The 19277-nt window shown below is 74.5% G+C and carries 19 protein-coding genes and 5 tRNA genes; 9 read left to right on the top strand and 15 right to left on the bottom strand.

The genetic code is table 11. The features are described 5' to 3' along the window. Positions 1-186 precede the first annotated feature (186 nt). The 3 genes from OC439_RS29975 to OC439_RS29965 all read right to left on the bottom strand — a co-directional run bounded on the left by OC439_RS29975 (position 187) and on the right by OC439_RS29965 (position 2157). Positions 187-1833, bottom strand: a complete 1647-nt coding sequence (locus OC439_RS29975) for a PKD domain-containing protein (RefSeq protein WP_262016355.1) — start codon at positions 1831-1833, stop codon at positions 187-189. A 164-nt stretch (positions 1834-1997) separates the two neighbouring features. Next, positions 1998-2072, bottom strand: a tRNA-Val gene (locus tag OC439_RS29970). A 12-nt stretch (positions 2073-2084) separates the two neighbouring features. Further along, positions 2085-2157: transfer RNA gene (locus tag OC439_RS29965), tRNA-Gly, on the bottom strand. 159 nt (positions 2158-2316) lie between these two features. Between OC439_RS29965 and OC439_RS29960 the strand changes: the two genes are divergently transcribed. Continuing rightward, a complete protein-coding gene (locus OC439_RS29960; RefSeq protein ID WP_013284878.1) occupies positions 2317-2562 on the top strand; it encodes a DUF6458 family protein in 246 nt (81 codons plus the stop codon). Between the two features lie 76 nt (positions 2563-2638). Here the strand turns inward: OC439_RS29960 and OC439_RS29955 are convergent, their stop codons facing one another. The 6 genes from OC439_RS29955 to OC439_RS29930 all read right to left on the bottom strand — a co-directional run bounded on the left by OC439_RS29955 (position 2639) and on the right by OC439_RS29930 (position 6164). Next, entirely contained in the window at positions 2639-3352 is a 714-nt protein-coding gene (locus OC439_RS29955; RefSeq protein ID WP_262016354.1) for a hypothetical protein, read from the bottom strand. A gap of 96 nt (positions 3353-3448) precedes the next feature. Next, entirely contained in the window at positions 3449-4867 is a 1419-nt protein-coding gene (locus OC439_RS29950; protein ID WP_262016353.1) for a response regulator transcription factor, read from the bottom strand. A 101-nt stretch (positions 4868-4968) separates the two neighbouring features. After that, a complete protein-coding gene (locus OC439_RS29945; RefSeq protein ID WP_262016352.1) occupies positions 4969-5787 on the bottom strand; it encodes an isocitrate lyase/phosphoenolpyruvate mutase family protein in 819 nt (272 codons plus the stop codon). 112 nt (positions 5788-5899) lie between these two features. Further along, positions 5900-5974 (bottom strand) — tRNA-Val (locus tag OC439_RS29940). Positions 5975-5986: 12 nt separating this feature from the next. Then, positions 5987-6057 (bottom strand) — tRNA-Cys (locus OC439_RS29935). Between the two features lie 34 nt (positions 6058-6091). Next, positions 6092-6164 (bottom strand) — tRNA-Gly (locus OC439_RS29930). A 274-nt stretch (positions 6165-6438) separates the two neighbouring features. Between OC439_RS29930 and OC439_RS29925 the strand changes: the two genes are divergently transcribed. Further along, positions 6439-7041: a TetR/AcrR family transcriptional regulator gene (locus OC439_RS29925; protein ID WP_262016351.1), complete on the top strand. Its 603-nt coding sequence runs from the start codon at positions 6439-6441 to the stop codon at positions 7039-7041. Between the two features lie 18 nt (positions 7042-7059). Here OC439_RS29925 and OC439_RS29920 read toward each other — a convergent pair whose 3' ends face one another. Continuing rightward, positions 7060-7899, bottom strand: coding sequence for a hypothetical protein (locus tag OC439_RS29920; protein WP_262016350.1), 840 nt, complete (start codon positions 7897-7899; stop codon positions 7060-7062). A gap of 189 nt (positions 7900-8088) precedes the next feature. Here OC439_RS29920 and OC439_RS29915 point away from each other — a divergent pair, with 189 nt between their 5' ends. From OC439_RS29915 to OC439_RS29900, 4 genes are all read left to right on the top strand, one after another. After that, positions 8089-8757, top strand: a complete 669-nt coding sequence (locus OC439_RS29915) for a class I SAM-dependent methyltransferase (protein ID WP_262016349.1) — start codon at positions 8089-8091, stop codon at positions 8755-8757. 9 nt (positions 8758-8766) lie between these two features. Beyond that, entirely contained in the window at positions 8767-9930 is a 1164-nt protein-coding gene (locus OC439_RS29910) for a cytochrome P450 (RefSeq protein WP_410054977.1), read from the top strand. Positions 9931-9999: 69 nt separating this feature from the next. Continuing rightward, positions 10000-10932 carry an ABC transporter ATP-binding protein gene (locus OC439_RS29905; protein ID WP_262016348.1) on the top strand — a complete coding sequence of 311 codons (933 nt, stop codon included), beginning with the start codon at positions 10000-10002 and terminating at the stop codon, positions 10930-10932. Continuing rightward, on the top strand, positions 10929-11753 hold the full coding sequence (locus tag OC439_RS29900) for an ABC transporter permease (protein WP_262016347.1): 825 nt from the start codon (positions 10929-10931) through the stop codon (positions 11751-11753). The genes OC439_RS29905 and OC439_RS29900 overlap by 4 nt, the downstream gene beginning before the upstream one ends. A 15-nt stretch (positions 11754-11768) precedes the next feature. Here OC439_RS29900 and OC439_RS29895 read toward each other — a convergent pair whose 3' ends face one another. The 4 genes from OC439_RS29895 to OC439_RS29880 are packed head-to-tail and all read right to left on the bottom strand — an operon-like array spanning position 11769 to position 15865. After that, entirely contained in the window at positions 11769-12446 is a 678-nt protein-coding gene (locus OC439_RS29895) for a response regulator (protein ID WP_262016346.1), read from the bottom strand. Continuing rightward, the gene (locus OC439_RS29890; RefSeq protein ID WP_262016345.1) at positions 12443-13954 is read right to left on the bottom strand and encodes a sensor histidine kinase; all 1512 of its coding nucleotides are present in this window, start codon (positions 13952-13954) and stop codon (positions 12443-12445) included. Before OC439_RS29890 ends, OC439_RS29895 begins: the two co-directional genes overlap by 4 nt. Positions 13955-14000: 46 nt before the next feature. Further along, complete coding sequence (bioD, locus tag OC439_RS29885) at positions 14001-14732, bottom strand: dethiobiotin synthase (protein ID WP_135243865.1); 732 nt, start codon at positions 14730-14732, stop codon at positions 14001-14003. After that, entirely contained in the window at positions 14729-15865 is a 1137-nt protein-coding gene (locus tag OC439_RS29880; protein WP_262016344.1) for an 8-amino-7-oxononanoate synthase, read from the bottom strand. The genes bioD and OC439_RS29880 overlap by 4 nt, the downstream gene beginning before the upstream one ends. Positions 15866-16026: 161 nt before the next feature. Here OC439_RS29880 and bioB point away from each other — a divergent pair, with 161 nt between their 5' ends. Genes bioB through OC439_RS29865 form a run of 3 tightly spaced genes read left to right on the top strand, consistent with a single transcriptional unit; the run spans position 16027 to position 17755 of the window. Continuing rightward, positions 16027-17022 (top strand): biotin synthase BioB, encoded by a 996-nt coding sequence (bioB, locus tag OC439_RS29875; RefSeq protein ID WP_262016343.1) that lies wholly within the window; start codon positions 16027-16029, stop codon positions 17020-17022. A gap of 7 nt (positions 17023-17029) precedes the next feature. After that, positions 17030-17245: a hypothetical protein gene (locus tag OC439_RS29870; RefSeq protein WP_194803251.1), complete on the top strand. Its 216-nt coding sequence runs from the start codon at positions 17030-17032 to the stop codon at positions 17243-17245. A gap of 3 nt (positions 17246-17248) precedes the next feature. Further along, the gene (locus OC439_RS29865) at positions 17249-17755 is read left to right on the top strand and encodes a GNAT family N-acetyltransferase (RefSeq protein ID WP_262016342.1); all 507 of its coding nucleotides are present in this window, start codon (positions 17249-17251) and stop codon (positions 17753-17755) included. A 62-nt stretch (positions 17756-17817) separates the two neighbouring features. Here the strand turns inward: OC439_RS29865 and OC439_RS29860 are convergent. Further along, on the bottom strand, positions 17818-19277 hold a 1460-nt coding region (locus tag OC439_RS29860), incomplete at its 5' end, for a non-reducing end alpha-L-arabinofuranosidase family hydrolase (RefSeq protein ID WP_262016341.1).

Raw genomic sequence — 19277 nt, 5'->3', positions numbered from 1 at the left:
ACGGTTGGCAGGACATGCCGCTGACCAAGGCCGCCCAGACCGTCCAGGTGTCGGCTTACCCCGACCACTACGCCCAGTGGGAGCAGCAGGCCGCCGACCTGGTAGCCGAGCACTGGAACAAGTAAGAGATACGAAGGCCGGCACCCCGAACCAATGGGGTGCCGGCCTTCACGCGTACCCGATGGGTCAGGCCGGGGGCAGCACGAACGTCCACGTGGTGGTGGTCGTGCTGGCCGCGGCGCCGGTGGCGGTGAGGCCGCCGTAGCTGCCGGTCGGCACGCTGCTCGCCGAGTCGGCGAGCAGGCCGGTCACCCGGCCGCCGCCGGTCTGCGAGGAGTTGCTGCGCACCGCCACGCCGGACGGCGGGGTGAGTGCGGTGGAGGTGCTGTCGCCGTGCAGCCAGTACGACACGGCCCAGCTCTGCGCCGTCGTCACCGGCGCGTACGGGGTGATCCGGGTGGCGGTGCTCGCCGGGTCGGTCGCCCTGGTGAAGACGGGCGCGCCCGGTGCGACGCCCCGGTACGCGGCCAGCACCAGGTTGCCCTTCGCCTGACTGTCCAGCGTCACCCGGACCGCACTGCCGGCGTCACCGGCGCTCGCGGTCTTCCACCAGGCGGTGGTGGTGGCGAAGCCGCCGTCGAGACGGTCGAGCCGGGTCCAGCCGGTCACCCCGGTCGGCTCGCCGGTGCCGGTGTGCGTGTTCTGGCTGAGGACGAGCAGCAGCGTGTCACCGGCCTGAACGCCCGCCGGGACGGTGACCGTGTGGCTGGTCCAGTTGGCGTTCGCGGTGGCCTGGCCGACGAACGAGATCTGCTCCGGTACGGGCGCGACAGTCACGTCGACTGTCGCGGTGCCGGTGGCGCCCCGGTCGTCGGTGACGGTGAGCGTGACCGGGTAGGTGCCGGCCGCCGCGTACGTGTGGGACGTGGTCGGTACCGAGGCCGTGCCGGTGGTGTCCCCGTCGCCGAACGCCCAGCTGTGGTCCTGGATCGCGCCGTCGGCGTCGGTGGAGGCCGCGCCGGAGAACGTGCACACCAGCCCGGAGCAGGTGGGCGTCAGCGCCGCTACCGGCGCCTGGTTGGCCGGGCCACCCGATCCCTTCAGGATCTTCACGAAGTCGATGTCGCCGGCGAAGTAGTCGCAGGTGACCTTCGTACCGTCGCACTGGCTCTTGCCGCCGACGGACAGCGGCCAGGTGTTGGCGATGGTGCCGGTCGGCCCGTTGAGGCGGCTGGTCCGCACGCCGTCGACGTACATCTCCACGTACGCGGAGGTGCGGTTGCAGGTGACCGTGTGCCACTGGCCGTCGGAGATCGGCACGTCCGTGTAGCCGGTACGGGAGGCGCCGTCCGCGCCCCGGAACAGGCACTTCGGCTTGCCGTTCGGCGCCTCGAACTTCCAGTAGCCGCCGGCCGTGTTGCCCTGTCCCTTCTGGAGGATGTTCCCGAAGGAGTACGTGGTCCGGTAGCGGACGGTCAGCGAGAAGTCCCCGGCGTCCGGGTTGAAGTCGGTGGTGTGCGGCACCAGGTCGACGTGGCCCGGGACGTACTCCTTGTCGGTGGGCAGGTGGGTGGCGAAGCGGTGCCCGGTCGCCCCGGCGTAGAGCGCGCCGGTGACCACCTCGTCGCCGATCGTGCCGTGACGGCCGTTGCCGCTGTAGTCGGTCAGCACCGTCGACGACGCCGGCTCGTCCATGCTGAAGAACGCCACCGTCCGCGTCGCGGTGGCCTGCGCGGGCGCGGCCGAGACCGTCACCCCGGCCGCCGCGACGACAGTCGCCACCCCTAATCGTGCGGCCGTCCGCCGCCACCGTCCCCGCTCGATCGTTGCCATGTGACCGCCTCCCTGCGTATCGGGCATCACAGTGACACGCGTGGTGGCAGCGGCTGAATAACCCGCACGGTCGAGCCGGGTGACCGATGTGGCCGGTACGAACCGTCCGAGGGGATACGTCCGCCGATCGACCGGCGGCGCCGGCGGGCGGGGAGGGTGACTCTTGGTGGGCGATACTGGGTTTGAACCAGTGACCTCTTCCGTGTCAAGGAAGCGCGCTCCCACTGCGCCAATCGCCCGGGGTGATCGCGAGCGGACGACGGGATTCGAACCCGCGACCCTCACCTTGGCAAGGTGATGCGCTACCAGCTGCGCTACGTCCGCGTGCCGCCGGTTCGCGCCGGCGACGTGGTGAACTCTACCCGATGCCAAGATCGCCGTGCGGCAGGCCCCCGCCGCGCCGGGTGGCCGTGTGGTTGCGCTGCTCGCCGCCGGGGTACTGAGGCCGGTGACAGCACAACCATCCCCCCGAAGGAGGCTGTCGTGGGTATCGGTACGAGCATTTTCCTGATCGCGGTCGGCGCGATCCTCACGTTCGCGCTCAACGCCAGCGTCGGCGGGGTCGACCTCGACGTCGTCGGCTGGATCCTGATGGCGGCCGGCGTCCTCGGCCTCATCATGACCACGCTGGTGTGGGGCCGTCGTCGCCAGGTGGTCACGACCACCGCCGAGCAGCCGGTGGAGTACCGCCGCGTCGAGGAGCGCCGGGACGTCGCCCCGCCGATGTGACAGTGACCGGGGCCGACGGAGCTGATCGGTCCCGGATCGGGCCGGCCGGATCACCCGATCCGGCCGGCCCGCTCTGCTACGGCCGCTCGCCGTCGGTCACGGCGCGGTCGGTGGCGGCGCGGTCGGTGGCGGCGCCGTCGGTGGCGGCGCGCAGCCCGTACCAGCCGATCGCGGCCACCAGCGCCACCTGCACCAGGTAGCTTGCGACGACCACCGCACGACCGGCGTCCTGCGGCACCAGGACGAACGCCACGACGTAGACGAGCCCGGCGACGACCAGCGGGCGCGGCATGGTCCGGCCGATCAGGATGCCGACGAGCGCCAGGACCATGCCGAGGACGATCGCCACCTGACTGCCGAGGATGGCCGGGAGCAGCCCGTCCAACTGATCGTTGAAAGCGTCGAACAACGCGCGTCCCTGCTGCTCCGGCAGGACGGCCAGGTCGGCGGCGTAGGCGAACGGCAGCACCTCGGCGGTGATCGCCAGCGCGAACACCACCCCGCCGAGGCCGGCCAGGAAGGCCCCCACCAGGTTCAGCACGCCCGCGCGGCCCCGGGCCAGCCCGACGATGAACACCGCCGCGGCGATCCACGACACGGCGTACGCGGGCCCGCCCAGGTAGAGGTTCATCGGCCAGTACGCGGACCCCAGCTCACGGACGTCGTCGTAGTGGATCGCGCCGTCGAACGGCGGCTCCCACAACATGAACAGGGTACGGCCGGCCAGGGCCACCAGGAGCAGGACGAAAAGGGCGACGAGCGCGGCGCGGCGCAACTTCGGTACGGGCACTGTGGGAGCCTCCGTCGATTCAGGTGTCGCCCCACCGTGCCGAGGTACCGCCGGCACGGGCATCGGCCTCAGCACCTATCTTCGGAAAGTCCCTGCTCAGCGCGGCTGTTGCGCGTGCTCCAGCCAGATCCGCGCCGCCCGTACCCGCCGGTTCGTGTCGCCGCCCGGGGTCAGGCCGAGCTTGACGAAGATGGCGCGCAGGTGGGCGTCCACGGTCCGCTCGGACACCACGAGCTGCGCCGCGATCCCCGCGTTGCTGGCGCCTTCGGCGAGCGCGGCGAGCACCTCGCGCTCGCGTGCCGTCAGCCCGCCGACCGATGCCGCGCCCGCCCCGGCGGACACCTTCGTGCCGGACACCTCCGGCGAGGCTGCCCCACCGGCCGGGTCCGCCGGCTCGGCGACGTCCGCCGTGCCCGCCGCGCTGCCTGTCTCCGTACCCTCTGCTCCGCCGTGCGGCGTCACCGGCGGCGCTGTGGGTGCGGCGGTGAGCAGCGCCGCCAGCCGGCCGGTACCGGCCCACGCCCCGCCGCCGACGACGACTGTCAGCGCCGACACGACCAGGGCGACCGATGTCGGGCCGAGGGACGAGCCGGGAGCGGCCACGAGCGTGCCGGCGCCGACCACCAGCAGGGCCGCGGCGGCCAGGCCGGCGGCGCGCACCACAGTGCCGACCCGGCGGGCCTCGGTGGCGCCCCGGGCGGCGGTGACCGCGCAGGCGGCGGCGAACACGGCGGCGCCGGACAGGGCCACCAGGAAGGCGACCGAGCCCAGCGCCGGCTCGACGTCACCGGGCGCGCGGGCGACCGCGAGGAGCAGGCAGAAGACGACAGTCAGCGGCGCCGCGGTGGTGGCCGCGGCGGCCACGCCGAGCCGTGCCCGCACGGTGTGGTGCGAGCCGAGGGCGGCCCGCCACAGCGTCACCGGCAGCAGGAGCAGCGCCGCCACGCCGAGCAGGGTGACGGCGGCGCCGACCGGCGCGAGCGCGGTACGCCACGACTCCCCCGCGATTGTCGGCAACCCGTCGAACGGCTCGCTCGCCGTCGTCAGCAGCGCGTTGACGAGCGTGGCCGCGCCGAGGGCGAGAACCACGTACCGGTGCGCCTTCGGGGTGACGGTGCCGGTGCGGACGGCGGCCGAGGCGGTCAGTTGCATCAGTACGAGCGGCGGGATCCACGCCGAGTTCCACGCCGCGACGGCCGGCCCGGCCCACCGGTGGCCGGCCGCGACGGTGGCCACCGCCAGGACGGCGAGCCCCAGGTACGCCAGCAGCGACGCGGCGAGCCCGGTCGCCAGCCGCCCGGCGGCGCGGTGGCCCGACCGGGCGAGCCGCGACGCGGCGACTGCCGCGGCCACTGCCGCCACGGCCAGGGCGAGGGCGCCGGCCGGCTCGGTCGCGAAGCCGCCGTGACCCGCCGCCCCGAGGGCGGCCAGCGCTGCCACACACGCCCCCGCCGCGGCCCCCGTGACCACGGGCGGGCCCAGCAACGCGGGCACCGGGCGGACGGAGGCGGTCACCGGCGGCGCCCCCGCCGGGCGGCGGCTCTGCGGATCGGATGCGCGGCCACCGCCACATTCAACCCGGTACCCCGTCCCGCAGTCGATGCCACGTCGCCGGGTCAGCCCCGCATCAGCTCGTTCAGCGCGTCGAAGTCGAGCCCACCGGCGAGCGCGCCGTACGTCCCGGCGCCGAGCACCTCCGCGGCCGCCCGCTGCGCCACCGCGTACGCGGCCTCGGCCACGGCCGGTCCGATGCTCACCCGGGCCACGCCGAGCCGCGCCAGCTCGGCGATCGGCGGCGCGCCCGGTCCGGCCAGCACGTTCAGCGGCGCCGGGATCGCCGCCGCCAGCGCGGCCACCGTCTCCGGCTCCACGGTTCCGGGTACGAAGATCCCGTCCGCGCCGGCCGCCAGGTACGCCTCGGCGCGCGCGACGGTCTCGGGTACGCCGCCGACCCGGCGCAGACAGGTGTCCACCCGCGCGTTGACGTACAGCGGGATGCCGGCGCGGTCGGCGGCGGCCCGGACGGCGGCGAGCCGGGCGACCTGCTCGTCGACAGGGCGCAGCGGGCCGCCGCCGTCGTGCCGGGAGTCCTCCACGTTGACGCCGACGGCCCCGGCGGCGAGCACCGCGGTGATCGTCTCGGCGACCTCGGCGGGACTGTCGCCGTACCCGGATTCGATGTCGGCGGTGACCGGTACGCGGACCGCGTCCGCCACCCGGCGGATCACGTCGACGGCGGTGTCCCGGGCGAGCACGTCGCCGTCCGGGGCACCGCGGCTCCACGCGACAGCGGCGCTCGTGGTGGCCACGGCGCGGGCGCCGGCCGCGGCGACGATCCGGGCGCTCAGCGCGTCCCAGGCGTTGACGAGGATCAGTGGGTCACCGGGCTGGTGCAGGGCGCGGAACCGCTGGGCTCGGGTCTGTTGATCGTCCACCGGGCCAGTCTGGGTGGGGCGGTCCGGTCGCGGCAATGGCCGGCGGCGCGGTACTGGACTGATCGACGGCGACGAGAAAGGCCGTGTCGATTGATCGACACGGCCTTTCCGCTGGTGGGCGATACTGGGTTTGAACCAGTGACCTCTTCCGTGTCAAGGAAGCGCGCTCCCACTGCGCCAATCGCCCTCGTCTACTGCGAGGTGGAGACGGGATTTGAACCCGTGTACACGGCTTTGCAGGCCGTTGCCTCGCCTCTCGGCCACTCCACCGAGGTTGCCCCCGAACTGCGTGGCGGCATCTCCGAGCGGACGACGGGATTCGAACCCGCGACCCTCACCTTGGCAAGGTGATGCGCTACCAGCTGCGCTACGTCCGCACGCCCCCGGTGTTATCCGGTGACGGATGAGAACTTTAGCCGAGCCCGGGAACGGTTGCCAAATCGGGGCCCCTTCCGGCGCGTCCGGGTGTTGCCGGCGGCGCGTGGCGCAGGCTTCCTAGGAGCCTGGGTGGCTGCCGTCGGAGGCCGACAGGCAGGGCCGCGACCTGCGGAATCCGCTCGGCGAGTCGAGTGTCCGGCATCCGACTGTTCCGCCGCCGACCGGCCGCTTCGGTAACTCCCTGTGGTCATACGGATGGGTTACCGTAACGCCGTGACGAGACGAGCCGCCGAGATCCGCCTGGACGCGCTGCTGCGTACGGCCTGCGAGGTGATCGCGGAACGAGGGCTCGCCAACACCCGCACCGCGGACGTGGCCGAGGCCGCCGGGGTCAGCCAGGCGCTCGTCTTCTACCACTTCGCGACGAAGGACCGGCTGCTCGCGCAGGCCTTCGCGTACGCGGTCGAGCAGGACCTGGCCCGCCTCGACGCGGTACTGCGCTCCTCCGCCCCGCCGCTGGCGAAGCTGCGCCGGATGCTGCGCCTCTACGCGCCGACCGGCCGGGCCACCTCCTGGTCGATGTGGATCGACGGCTGGGCGGAGTCGCTGCGTACGCCGGAGCTGGAGAAGCTCTCCCGCCGCCTCGACCTGCGGTGGCGGCAGGATCTGGCCGCGGTGATCAGCGCCGGGGTCGCCGAGGGCACGTTCGACTGCCCCGACCCGGCCGGCGCGGCCTGGCGGATCAGCGCGGTGATGGACGGGCTGGCGGTCCAGCTCGCGGTGCACGAGCGGGTGATCACCCGCCGGCAGATCGCCGAGTGGATCCGCCTGGTGGCAGCCCGGGAACTGGGCCTGGAACCCAGCCAGCTCGACTGACCCCTGCCCGCGGGCGGGTCAGTGCCAGCGGGGGCGGGGGCGTTCGAAGGGGGGCGGGAGCGTCTCCGGCTCGGGCTGCGCGGACGGGCGCAGCAGGCGGCGCATCCGCAGCAGCAGACCGGCGCCGAGGAACAGCAGCAGACCGCCGAGCAGGAACGCGGCCTGCACCAGGCCGAATCCGCCGCGGTCCGCCACCGGCCGCCCGGCCACTCCACCGGGCGCGGGCGGCTCCACCACCGCGGCGTCGGTCGGCTCGTCAGTGGGCTCCTCGTCAGGTGCCTCGGAAGACGGCTCGTCGGTCGGAGTTTCGGTGGGCTCCGCGCTGGTGGGCGCCGGCGTCGGCGACGCCGCCTCCTCCCCCACCACCTCACGGGAGGCGGTCCGCCGGGCCAGCAGCCGCAACTGCGGGTCGTACGCCTCGGCGGCGAAACTCACCCGTCCGCGCCCGACGTCCTCGGCGAACGCCACCCGGTAGCGGGCGGTCACGGTACGGCCGGGACAGAGCACACCCGGGTCGAGCTGCCGGTCGGTGAGCCGGGCGGTGTCTCCCTCGGTGCGGATCTCCAGCGGGAACGAGCCGCTGTCCTCCACCCGGTCCACCTTGAGCTGGTCCAGCCGCAGGCCCTGCACCCGCACCAGCATCGACCAGCGCACCTTGACACAGCCGCCCCCGTCGGAGCGGGACACCACGGCGGACAACGTCTCCACCCGGTTCCCGGCGGTGAACTCGTCCGGCAGGCCGCTCAACTCCGTGGAGAAGGCCGCCGCCGCCCGCGCCGGCAGGGCACCGCCGTACCCGGTCCCGGCCACGAAGGTCAGTACCAGTCCGATCCGCAGCGCGTGCCGCCACCCGCTCACCACGCCTCCTCACCCTCGGTCGTGTCCACAGGCAACGCTAGGAGCGCGCCGGGCACGCCGGTAGACGGGCGTGTTCGCATCCAACGCCACAACACGGGGGCGATTTCACCGAGCGTGGTGAACCGGTCACGACCTCGCCGCGACACGCCCGGGATCGGTTCCGGAACCCCTGTGGGACACAATTCTCCGGTGTCCGAGCTGTCCGCCGCGTTCGTCCGGCTGCACGCCCGCCTCGCCCCCGTGGCGTTCGTACCCGAATTGCGGCTGCACCAGGCAGACGAGCCGATCGGTCTGTGGGAGCTGACCGAGGGCGAGTTCCGCAGCTCCCAGCCGCCGCCGTTCTGGGCCTTCGCCTGGGCCGGCGGGCAGGGCCTGGCCCGTTACGTCACCGACCACCCCGACGTGGTCGCCGGCCGCCGGGTGCTCGACCTGGCCTCCGGCTCCGGTCTGGTCGCCATCGCCGCCGCCCGCGCCGGCGCCGCCGCCGTCCGGGCGGTCGAGGTGGACGAGCGGGCCGTGGCCGCCGTCGCGCTCAACGCCGAGGCCAACGGGGTACGCGTCGACGCCGAACTCGGCGACATCCTCGACTCCGACGCGGGCGACGCGGAGGTGGTGCTGGCCGGGGACGTCTTCTACAGCGAGGCGATGGCCCGCCGGATGCTGCGCTTCCTGCTCCGGGCCGCCCGTTCCGGTGCCCGGGTGCTGGTGGGCGACCCGGGCCGGGCGTTCCTTCCGCGCGAGCGCTTCCACGAGCTGGCCGCGTACGACGTGCCGGTGTCCGAGGCGCTGGAGAGCGTACGGGTGAAGCACACCACCGTCTGGGAGCTGGACCCGAACCCGCCTGGTGCCCGCCGCTAGCGTTACCGCGTGCTGTTCCGGGGCTGGGGGGAGTCCGTCGACGGGCCGTGGCCCGACGCGGCCACGGTGGTCGACCACGTCGGCGTGCCGCACCTGGTGGTGACCCGGCACGCGCTCGTCCGCAAGCTGCTCACCGACCCGGTGACGTTCCGGCCGGACAACGCGCTCGACGCGGTCACGCCGATCCCGGTGGCCGCGCTGCGGATCCTCGCCGGGCACCGGTTCCGGCTGCCGCCGACGCTGGCGAACAACGGCGGCGCCAGTCACCCGGAGATCCGCGGCATCGTCGCCGACGCGCTGCACCCGCACCGGGTGGACGCCCAGCGCCGGTGGCTGACCGGGCTGGTCCGGGAGCGGGTGGCGGGGCTGGCGGCGGCGCTGGACGCGGGCCGCCCGGTCGACCTGTACGCGGGCCTCGCCGCCGACCTGCCGCTGCTGGTACTGGCCCGGCTGGTCGAGCTGCCGGACGCCCCGGTCGGCGCGGTCAAGGACTTCGCCCGGGCCGCGCTGGAGCTGTTCTGGGCGCCGCTGGACTCCTCCCGGCAGCTCGCGCTCGCCGCCGAGGTGGGCCGGTTCCACACCGTGCTGCGCGAGTTCGCCGCCACCGGGGGCGGGCTCGCCGCGCGGCTGCGCGACGCCGGGCACTCCCCCGACGTGGTCGTCGGGGCGCTGTTCTTCCTGCTGGTCGCCGGCCAGGAGACCACCTCGCAGTTCCTCACCCTGCTGCTGCACCGGCTGTCCGGCGAACCGGCGGTACGGGCCGGGCTGCGCACCGGTGAGATCGGCGTGGACGACGTGGTCGAGGAGGGGCTGCGACTGGAGCCGCCGATCGTCACCTGGCGGCGGGTGGCAGCAGTGGACACGACGCTCGGCGAGGTGGGCGTACCGGCGGGCACCAGCATCGTGGCCTGGCTGGCCCGCGCCGGGCGCGATCCGGCCGTGGTCGAGGCGCCGGGCGAGTTCCGTCCCGGGCAGCCCGGCTCGCGGCGGCACCTGGCCTTCGGCGCCGGGCCGCACCGCTGCGTCGGCGCGCAGCTCGCCCGGATGGAGGCGGCAGTGGTGGTCGCGGAGGCCACCGCGCTGCTCGACGGGGTGACTGTGGTGCGTCCACCGTGGTGCCCGGACAACCTCACCTTCCGGATGCCGGACGCGTTCGTGGTCCGTCGCGCCTGACGAAAGTCAGTGCCGGCCGCTGCCGTTCGACGGCGGTGCGGCACCCCCGCCGGCCCATAGCGTCGCCGCATGATCACACTTCGTGCGTTGACGAAACGGTTCGGCGACGTGACAGCCGTCGACGACCTGACCGTCGAGATCCGCCCCGGGCAGGTCACCGGATTCCTCGGCCCGAACGGCGCGGGCAAGTCCACCACGATGCGGATGGTGCTCGGCCTGGACCGGCCCACCGCCGGGCAGGCCCTGGTCAACGGCCGGGACTACCGCACGCTGCGGCACCCGCTGCACGAGGTCGGCGCGCTGCTCGACGCGACAGGTGTGCACCCGGCCCGCTCCGGTATGGCGCACCTGCGGGCGATGGCACGCAGCAACGGCGTACCGGCCCGCCGGGTGACCGAGGTGCTCGACCTGGTGGGCCTGGACGCCCGCGCCGCCGGCAAGCCGGGCCGGGCGCTGTCGCTGGGCATGGGTCAGCGGCTCGGCATCGCCGGCGCGCTGCTCGGCGACCCGCCGGTGCTGCTGCTCGACGAGCCGGTCAACGGGCTCGACCCGGACGGGGTGCGGTGGATCCGCGGGTTCACCCGCCGCCTCGCCGACGAGGGGCGCACCGTCCTCGTGTCCAGCCACCTGATGAGCGAGATGCAGCAGACCGCCGACCGGGTGGTGGTGCTGGGGCGCGGCCGGCTGGTGGCCGACGCGCCGCTGGCCGAGCTGATCGCCGCCCGCCCCGCCGCGTCGGTCCGGGTACGCGGCCCCGAGCCGGCCGCGCTCGCCGCCCTCGGCGACCGGCTGGCCGCCGAGGGCGCGACTGTCACCGCCGACGAGGGCGGGATGTCCGTCGCCGGCAGCACCGCCGGCCGGGTCGGCGACCTGGCGCACGAGATGGGGGTACGCCTGCACGAGCTGACCCCCGTCGCCCCCTCCCTGGAGGAGGCGTTCCTGGAGCTGACCGCCGACAGCGTGGAGTACGCCGCCGGCCCGACCGGAGGTGGCACCCGATGACCGCACCGTCCACGCTCGACCCGGCCCGTCGGACCGCCCGGCCCGCCCCCACCACCGGGCATCCGCTCGCCGGGGCGGTGGCCGCCGAGTGGACGAAGCTCTGGTCGGTCCGCTCCACCTGGTGGACGCTGCTCGCGGCGGTGCTGACCATGGCGGCCACGAGCGCCCAGCTCGCCATCTACGCGCGCAACGCCAACACCGACGACGACCCGGCCGACAACCCGGGCGTGGTGGACGTCGGCGAGATCGTGGCCGGATCGCTGGAGCTGACCCAGTACGTGGTGCTGGCGCTCGGACTGTTCGCGATCACCAGCGAGTTCACCACCGGCACGATCCGCACCACGCTGCGGTGCACACCGTCGCGGGGGCGGGTGCTCGCCGCGAAGGCGATGGTGGTGGGCGCGGTGACGTTCGGCGTCGGGCTGCTGCTCGGCACCGTCGGCGCGGTGACGGCCCGGCCGGTGCTGGGCGAGTGGGGCCGCGCCCCGCTGGGCGCGACGGTGGCCGACGTGGTGGCCGCCGCGGCGTACCTGGCGCTGATCGGTGTGCTGGCGCTCGGCCTGGCGGCGGCGCTGCGGGGCGCGGTGCTGGCCCTGACCGTCCTGTTCGCGCTGCTGATGATCGTGCCGCTGTCGTTGCAGGAGCCGGACATCACGATGCTGACCCGGATCGCCGACGCGTTCCCCGGGGTGGCGGGCAACCACTTCCTGGCCGGGGACACCGAGCCCTACCCGGCGGCAGTGGGGCTGCTGGTGCTCGCCGCCTGGGCCGCCGCCGCGCTGGCGCTGGGCCGATGGGCGCTGGCGAGGCGCGACGCCTGAACGGGGGCGGGCTGGTCAGCCGGTGGGCGGGACCAGCCCCGCCTCGTACGCGAGGATCGCCGCCTGCACCCGGTTGCGCACGTCCAGCCGGATGAAGATGCTGGTCAGGTAGCTCTTCACGGTGCCCTCGACCAGGTGCAGCCGGCGGGCGATCTCGGCGTTGGACAGTCCCGCCCCGACCAGCGCCAGCACGTCGCGTTCCCGGTCGGTCAGCCCGGCCAGCCGGTCCCGCGCGTACGGGCCGCGGGCCAGCCGGCCGCCGCTCAGCTCGATCACCCGGCGCGCCACCCGCGGCGACAGGTACGCCCCGCCGTCGGCCACCGCCCGCACCCCGGCCAGCAGTTCGCGCGGGTCGCCGGACTTGAGCAGGAACCCGGCGGCGCCGTGGCCGAGCGCGCGGGCGATCAGGTCGTCGTCGCCGAACGTGGTGAGCATGACCGCCGCCGTCTCCGGCACCAGCCGGCGGATCTGCGCGGCGGCGCTGAGCCCGTCGCAGCGGGGCATCCGGATGTCCAGCAGCGCCACCCGGGGGCGGTGCGCGCGGACCAGCTCGACCGCCGCCAGGCCGTCGCCCGCCTCACCGACCACCTCGATGCCCGGGTCGGCGGCCAGGATCGCCCGGACCCCGGCCCGGACCAGCGCCTCGTCGTCGGCGAGCACCACCCGCAGCGGGCGGTCGTGGTCGTCGCTCATGGTGCGATCTGCTCCTTGCTGACCAGCCGCCCGCCGGCGAAACAGAGCCGCCAGGTCGCCTGGGCGAACGGGAAGTTGCCGTCGGTGTAGAACTCGCAGCCCGGCGCGGCGCCGGTCGCGGGCGGGTCGGCCTGCCGGCGGGGCAGCCCGAGCGCGTCGCGCGGCTCACCCAGCCGCAGCCGTTCGTAGCCGGGCCGGTCCAGCACCGCGCCGGCGGTGGCGAGCGGGTAGTAGACGAGCGCCAGCACCAGTGCGAGCCCGGTGGGCGCGCCGATCGCGACGAGCAGGCTGCGCCGCGCCCGCCGCCGGGCCTCCCGCAGCCGCCGGGCCGCGTCCCCCGGTTCACCCCGCCGAGGTACACCGGCACCGCCGAGCGGGTCGGCGTCCGCGTCCGGTGTGCCGGGGCCGGCCGCCCGGTCCAGCGGGACGCGTGCGGTGACCGCCCAGCCACCGTCGCGGGGACCGGCGTCCAGGGTGCCGCCGGCGAGGCGTACCCGCTCGCGCAGCGCCAGCAGCCCGGAGCCGTTCGACGGCGGCCCGGGCAGCGGACCGGCCGGCGGTGGCGCGTTCACCACCGCGACCGTCACAGTGCCCTCGGCGCGGGCCACCTCGACGGTGACCGGGGCACCGGGGGCGTAGCGGGCGGCGTTGGTGAGCGCTTCCCGGACCACCCGGTGCACCGCGTGCGCGGGCAGCGGCGGCAGGTCCGCCTCGTCGCCGCGCAGGTCGACTGTCATCCCGGCGTCGCGCGCGCCGTCGACCACGTCGGCGACCGTCTCCCCGGCCGGCCGCAGCGTGCGCTCCTCGCGCAGCACGCCGATCACGTCGTGCAGGCGTTCGGTGGCGGCGGCGACGCTCGCCCGCAGCTCACCGGCCGCCGCCCGGTGCGCCGGGGACAGGTCCGGCGCCAGTTCCAGCGCGCCCGCCCGCAGCGCGATGAGGCTCAGGTCGTGGCCGAGCGAGTCGTGCATGTCCTGGGCGATGCGGGCCCGCTCGCGCAGGCGTACCCGCTCGACCTCGGCCCGGCGCTCGGCCTGCGCGTGGCGCAGCCCGGCGTCGGCGAGCGCGCGGTGCTGCCGCCGCAGCCGGCCCAGCAGCCAGGGGAACACCCCGGCGAACAGCAGCACCGAGGAGAGCACGAACCAGGTGGACGGCTCGGTGCCGAGCAGCCCGAGGTTGAGCACCGAGCCGGTGACCGCGATGGCGGCGAAGACGGCGGCGGCCGGTGCGGCCCGCTCGCTGCGCCGTCCGGCCAGGTAGCCGAAGACCGGGATGGCGAACACCACGTTGCCGTCGACGAGCGAGCCGGCCACCACCGCGAGCACCGCGACCAGCGGCCACCGGCGGCCGATCCACACCGCCGTGCCGAGCAGCGCCAGCGCGGCGGCCAGCGGCGGCAGCTCGTCCGCGTGCCACGGCGGGGTGAGCCGGCCGTACGCGACGGGTGCCGCGAGTACGGCCCAGAGCAGCAGGTCACCGGCCCGGCGCTGTCGTTCGCGGGGTTCCACGGCGGTCACGCTACCCACGCCCGGCCGGGCCGGGCACCGACGAAAGTCAGGTCTCCTCGGCCCAGGCCCGCCAGTCGTCGAGCACGCCGTAGAGGGCGGGGGTGAGCCAGCCGGGCGCGGACCGGCGGAACACACCGGGGTCCATGCCGCCCGCGCCGGCCGGCACCGCGCCGAGCAGATTCGGCAGCAGCTCGGACAGGTTGAGCCAGTGCACCAGTTCCGGCTCGGTCGGCCAGGCGCCGATCACCACGCCGGCCGGGACGGCCCGCCGCTCCAGCGCCTCCAGCGTCAGCGCGGTGTGGTTGAGCGTGCCGAGCCCGGCCCGCGCCACCACCACCGCCGGCGCGCCGAGCGACACCGCCAGGTCGGCCACCGTCCACGGCTCGCCGGACGGGCGCAACCCCATCGGTACGAGCAGCCCGCCCGCGCCCTCGACGAGCACCAGGTCGTGCTTGTCCGCCTCCTCGCGGATCGCGTCGACGGCGTTGTACAGCTCCAGCGGCGGCAGCTCCGCCACCCGGGCCGCGGCCAGCGGGGCCAGCGGGTCGGGGTAGCTGGCGAGCGTCCGGCCGGTGAGCGGGGCGGCCAGCCGGGTCACCGAGTCGACGTCGCCGGGCTCGCCTGTCGCCGTACCGGTCTGGCCGGGCTTGACCACGGCGACCCGCAGGCCGGCCGCCTGCGCGGCGGCGGCGACGGCGGCGGTCACCACTGTCTTGCCGACCTCGGTGTCGGTGCCGGTCACCAGCACCGGCCCGGTCCAGGCGTCGCCGAAGCTCATGGCGCACACTCCACGATCACGTCCAGGGCGCGGTCGAAGCCGGCCCGGTCCACCCCGGCGCTGACGGTGAGCCGCAGCCGGGAGCGGCTGTCCGGCGTGGACGGGGGACGGAAGCAGCCGACCGCCACACCGAGGTCCCGGCAGGCGGCGGCCCAGGCGGTCGCCTCCTGCGGGCCGGGCGCGGTCACCGAGATCACGGCGCCGTCCGGGGCGGACACGGACAGCCCGGCCGCGCCGAGCCGGCGCACCGCCGCGGCGACCCGGTCGGCCAGCTCGGCGCGCAGCGCGTCACCGTCGCGGGCCAGGCGTACCGCGGCGCGGACCCCGGCCACCACGGCGGGCGGCGGTGCGGTGTCGAAGATGAACGTGCGGCCGGTCTCCACCAGGTGGCGGACGAACTCGGCCGGCCCGGCGACCACGCCGCCGGCCCCGCCGAGCGCCTTGGAGAGCGTCGCGGTGACCACCACGTCGGGCGCGCCGGCGAGCCCCGCGGCGGCGACCCCGCCGGCTCCGGCCGGGCCGGTGACGCCGAGCGCGTGCGCGTCGTCGACGAGCAGCAGCGCGCCGTGGCGGCGGGCCACCGCGTGCAGCTCCGCGAGCGGGGCCAGGTCGCCGTCGACGGAGAAGACCGACTCGGTCACCACCACCGCCGGGCGGCCCGGCGCGGCGGCGAGCGCCGCGGCCACCGCCGCGACGTCGGCGTGCGGCGTCACGAGCGTCTCGGCGCCGGAGATCCGGCAGCCGTCGATCAGCGAGGCGTGGTTGTGGGCGTCGGAGACGAGCAGCGTACGCGGCTGGGTCAGCCCCCGGACGGCGGCGAGGTTGGCCAGGTAGCCGGAGGAGAACACCAGCGCCCGGTCGACGCCCAGCCAGCCGGCCAGGTCGTCCTCCAGCGCGTGGTGGGCGTCGGTGGAGCCGCGCACCAGGCGTGACCCGGTGGCGCCCAGCCCGTACGCGGACAGGGCCTGCGCTGCGGCGGCGGTGACCTCGGGGTGGGTGGCCAGGCCGAGGTAGTCGTTTCCGGCCAGGTCGACCACGGCGTCGTCGGCGGCGCGGGGGCGCAGCGTGCGGGTCAGTCCCGCCCGGGCCCGCAGCTCGGCGCGGCGGTCCAGGGCCGCCAGCCAGTCCGCCACCGTGCCGTCCCCTCCCGCCGACTCCCCGCCCCCCGCCGGGCGCTTCCGCGGGGCGAAGTTACCACCCGCGCCGAGGGCCCCGGCGTGGCGCGGTCCCGGCTCGCCGGGGGGCCGACGGCGGTGGTTTCCCGCGCTCACGGTGGCCTGTTAGGTTACGAGCCATGCCAGAGATCCTCGACCAGGCCCGGGAGCGGGTGCTGGGCAACGGCGTCGGCCTCGACGAGGCCGGTGTCCTCGCGGTGCTGAACCTTCCCGACGAGCACCTGCCCGCCGCGCTCCAGCTCGCCCACGAGGTCCGGATGCGCTGGTGCGGCCCGGAGGTCGAGGTCGAGGGCATCGTCTCGCTGAAGACCGGCGGCTGCCCGGAGGACTGCCACTTCTGTTCGCAGTCCGGCCTGTTCACCTCGCCGGTGCGCTCGGTCTGGCTGGACATCCCGGCGCTGGTCGAGGCCGCGAAGCAGACCGCCGCGACCGGCGCGACCGAGTTCTGCATCGTGGCCGCGGTACGCGGTCCGGACGCCCGGCTGATGAAGCAGATGCGCGAGGGCGTGGCCGCCATCCGCGCCGCTGTCGACATCCAGGTCGCCGCCTCGCTCGGCATGCTCACCAAGGAGCAGGTCGACGAGCTGGTCGAGATGGGCGTGCACCGCTACAACCACAACCTGGAGACCTGCCGCTCCTACTTCCCGAACGTGGTCACCACGCACTCGTGGGAGGAGCGCTGGGAGACGCTGCGGATGGTCCGCGAGTCCGGCATGGAGGTCTGCTGCGGCGGCATCCTCGGCCTCGGCGAGACGGTCGAGCAGCGCGCCGAGTTCGCCGCGCAGCTCGCCGAGCTGGACCCGCACGAGGTGCCGCTGAACTTCCTCAACCCGCGCCCCGGCACGCCGCTGGGTGACCGCCCGGTGGTGGAGGGCAAGGACGCGCTGCGCGCCATCGCCGCGTTCCGGCTGGCCATGCCGCGCACGATCCTGAGGTACGCGGGCGGCCGCGAGCTGACCCTCGGTGACCTGGGCACCCGCGACGGCCTGCTGGGCGGCATCAACGCGGTGATCGTCGGCAACTACCTGACCACGCTGGGTCGCCCGGCCAACGCCGACCTGAAGCTGCTGGAAGACCTGAAGATGCCGGTGAAGGCGCTCTCGGCGACCCTGTGAGGCAGCGGTGACCGAATCCTCCCCCGCCACGGCCGCCCCCGCCGCGCTCTGGTGCGACAGGTGCGGCGAGTCGGTGACGGCCGGGCCGCACCCGGCGTGCGAGGCGGCGCGGGCGTGGGAGCCGCCGCGCTGGTGCGCGTCCTGCCGTCGGCGGATGAAGGTGCAGGTCGTACCGGCCGGCTGGTCGGCGGTCTGCGTCGAGCACGGCGAGCGGCGGGGCTGAGGCGTGCTGCGCGGGCGGGCGGTGACGCTGCGGCCGGTGACCGACGCCGACGTACCCGCCCTGGCCGCGATCCGGGCCACCCCGGAGGTGCGCCGCTGGTGGCGTGGCGGTGACGACCTGGCCGAGTCGATCCGGGCCGACCTGGCCGACGACGCGCTGACGATCTACGCCGTCGAGCACGACGGCAGGCTGGTCGGCGCGATCCAGTGGTACGCCGAGACCGACCCGGACTACCGCCACGCCAGCCTGGACGTCTTCCTCGACCCGGCGGTACGCGGCACCGGGCTGGGCGGCGACGCGATCCGCACGCTGGTCCGGCACCTGATCGACGAGTACGGCCACCACCGGTTCACCATCGACCCGGCGGCGGCGAACACGGCGGCGATCCGGGCGTACGCGAAGGTCGGGTTCCGCCCGGTGGGCATCATGCGCCGCTACGAGCGCGGCGCGGACGGGCGCTGGCACGACGCGCTGCTGATGGACCTGCTCGCCGAGGACCTGGCCGGCTGAACGAACGGGCGTGCCCGGCACCACGTGGGTGCCGGGCACGTCTTCCGGTAGCTGTGTGACGGTCAGCGCTGGAGGGTCAGCACACCCGGCCGCCACGGCAGCAGGTTGTAGTCGCCTCCCGCACTGGGGTTCTTGCCCTGGTACAGGAACTGCAGGTTGCAGGGGTCGATGGTCTTGGTCTGGTCGGGGTTGGTGCGGACCAGGTCACCGTGGCTGATGTCGTTGGTCCACGTCGCGCCGCTGTTGGCCTTGCCGGCGAACGGGTTGCTCTCGGTGGCGGCCTGCGGGGTCCACGAGCCGCTCAGGCTGTTCGACGTGAACGACCGGAAGTAGCGTCCCTGACTCCCGATCGCCTCGACGATCATCAGGTACTGGTTCTGGCCCGCCACCTTGTAGACCTCGACGCCCTCGAAGAGGTTGTTCGTCGAGTCGGTCATGATCGTCGTGTAGCTCGAACCGAAGCTGCCCGGGAAGTTCCCGAGCGGCATGCTCGACCGGTAGATCTTGCCGTTGTCCCCGGCGAAGAAGAGGTACATGTTCTGGTCGTCACCGATCAGGGTCTGGTCGATGACGCCGTACGGGGCGTCCGGCAGGGTGGCGGTGGACAGCGTCTGCGCCGAGGACCAGCCGTTGGCGTTCGTCGGGTCGCTCGACGTCTTGTAGCTGAACGAGGTCGGTCCCCACTGGTACGCCAGCACCCAGATGTTCTTCGGCGCGAAGTACAGCAGGGTGGGTGCCACGGTGCCCTGGCTCATCCCGTTCTGGCCGGCCGAGGCCATGTCGGACCAGTTCGTGAACGGGCTGAAGTTCATCGAGCTGTACTGGCCGCTGCTGTTGACGTACGACCCGTAGACCAGGTGCTTGCCGTTGTAGACCACGTTCGTGAAGTCCTTGAGCGAGACCCAGCCGTTCTGCGGGTTGGCCAGCGCGCCGGTCGACGACCACCGGTAGGTCGACGGGAGCGAGCAGCCGCCGGGCGGGGGCGTCGTGGTCGGCGGCGGCGTGGTCGGGGGCGTGGTGCCGCCACCGAAGTCGGTCCGCCACTGCTGGTTGGTCTGCCCGTGGCAGTCGTACAGCTGGATCTGCTGCCCGTTGCCGGTGCCCCAGACGTCCAGGCAGCGCCCGGACTGCACGCCGCTGATGGTGCCGTTGGAGTTGATGTTCCACTGCTGGTTCGACTGACCGTTGCAGTCGTAGATGATGATCCCGGTGCCGTTGCCGGTGGCCGCGCCGTTCGCGTCCAGGCACTTGCTGCCGTAGACCATCAGCTGCTTGCTGGAGGTGTACGTCCACTGCTGGTTGGACTGACCGTTGCAGTCGTAGAGCTGGACGCGGGTGCCGTTGCTCTGCGAGGAGTTCGGCACGTCGATGCACCGGCCCGACTGCACTCCGACGATCCGCCCGGCGCCACCGCTGGGCGGCGGTCCCGTGGTCGGGGTCGTGGTCGGCCCGGAGGTCGGGGCGGCCGCGTTGAGGACGTTGAGGACCGAGTTGTACGCGGCCTTCTTGTTGCCTCCGCCGT

Origin of the sequence: Micromonospora sp. Mcm103, from assembly GCF_024519755.1 — a bacterium.
Taxonomy (GTDB): Bacteria; Actinomycetota; Actinomycetes; order Mycobacteriales; family Micromonosporaceae; genus Micromonospora; species Micromonospora aurantiaca.
Note: the sequence above shows the minus strand (reverse complement) of the source record. Positions and strands in the feature narration are given on the sequence as shown.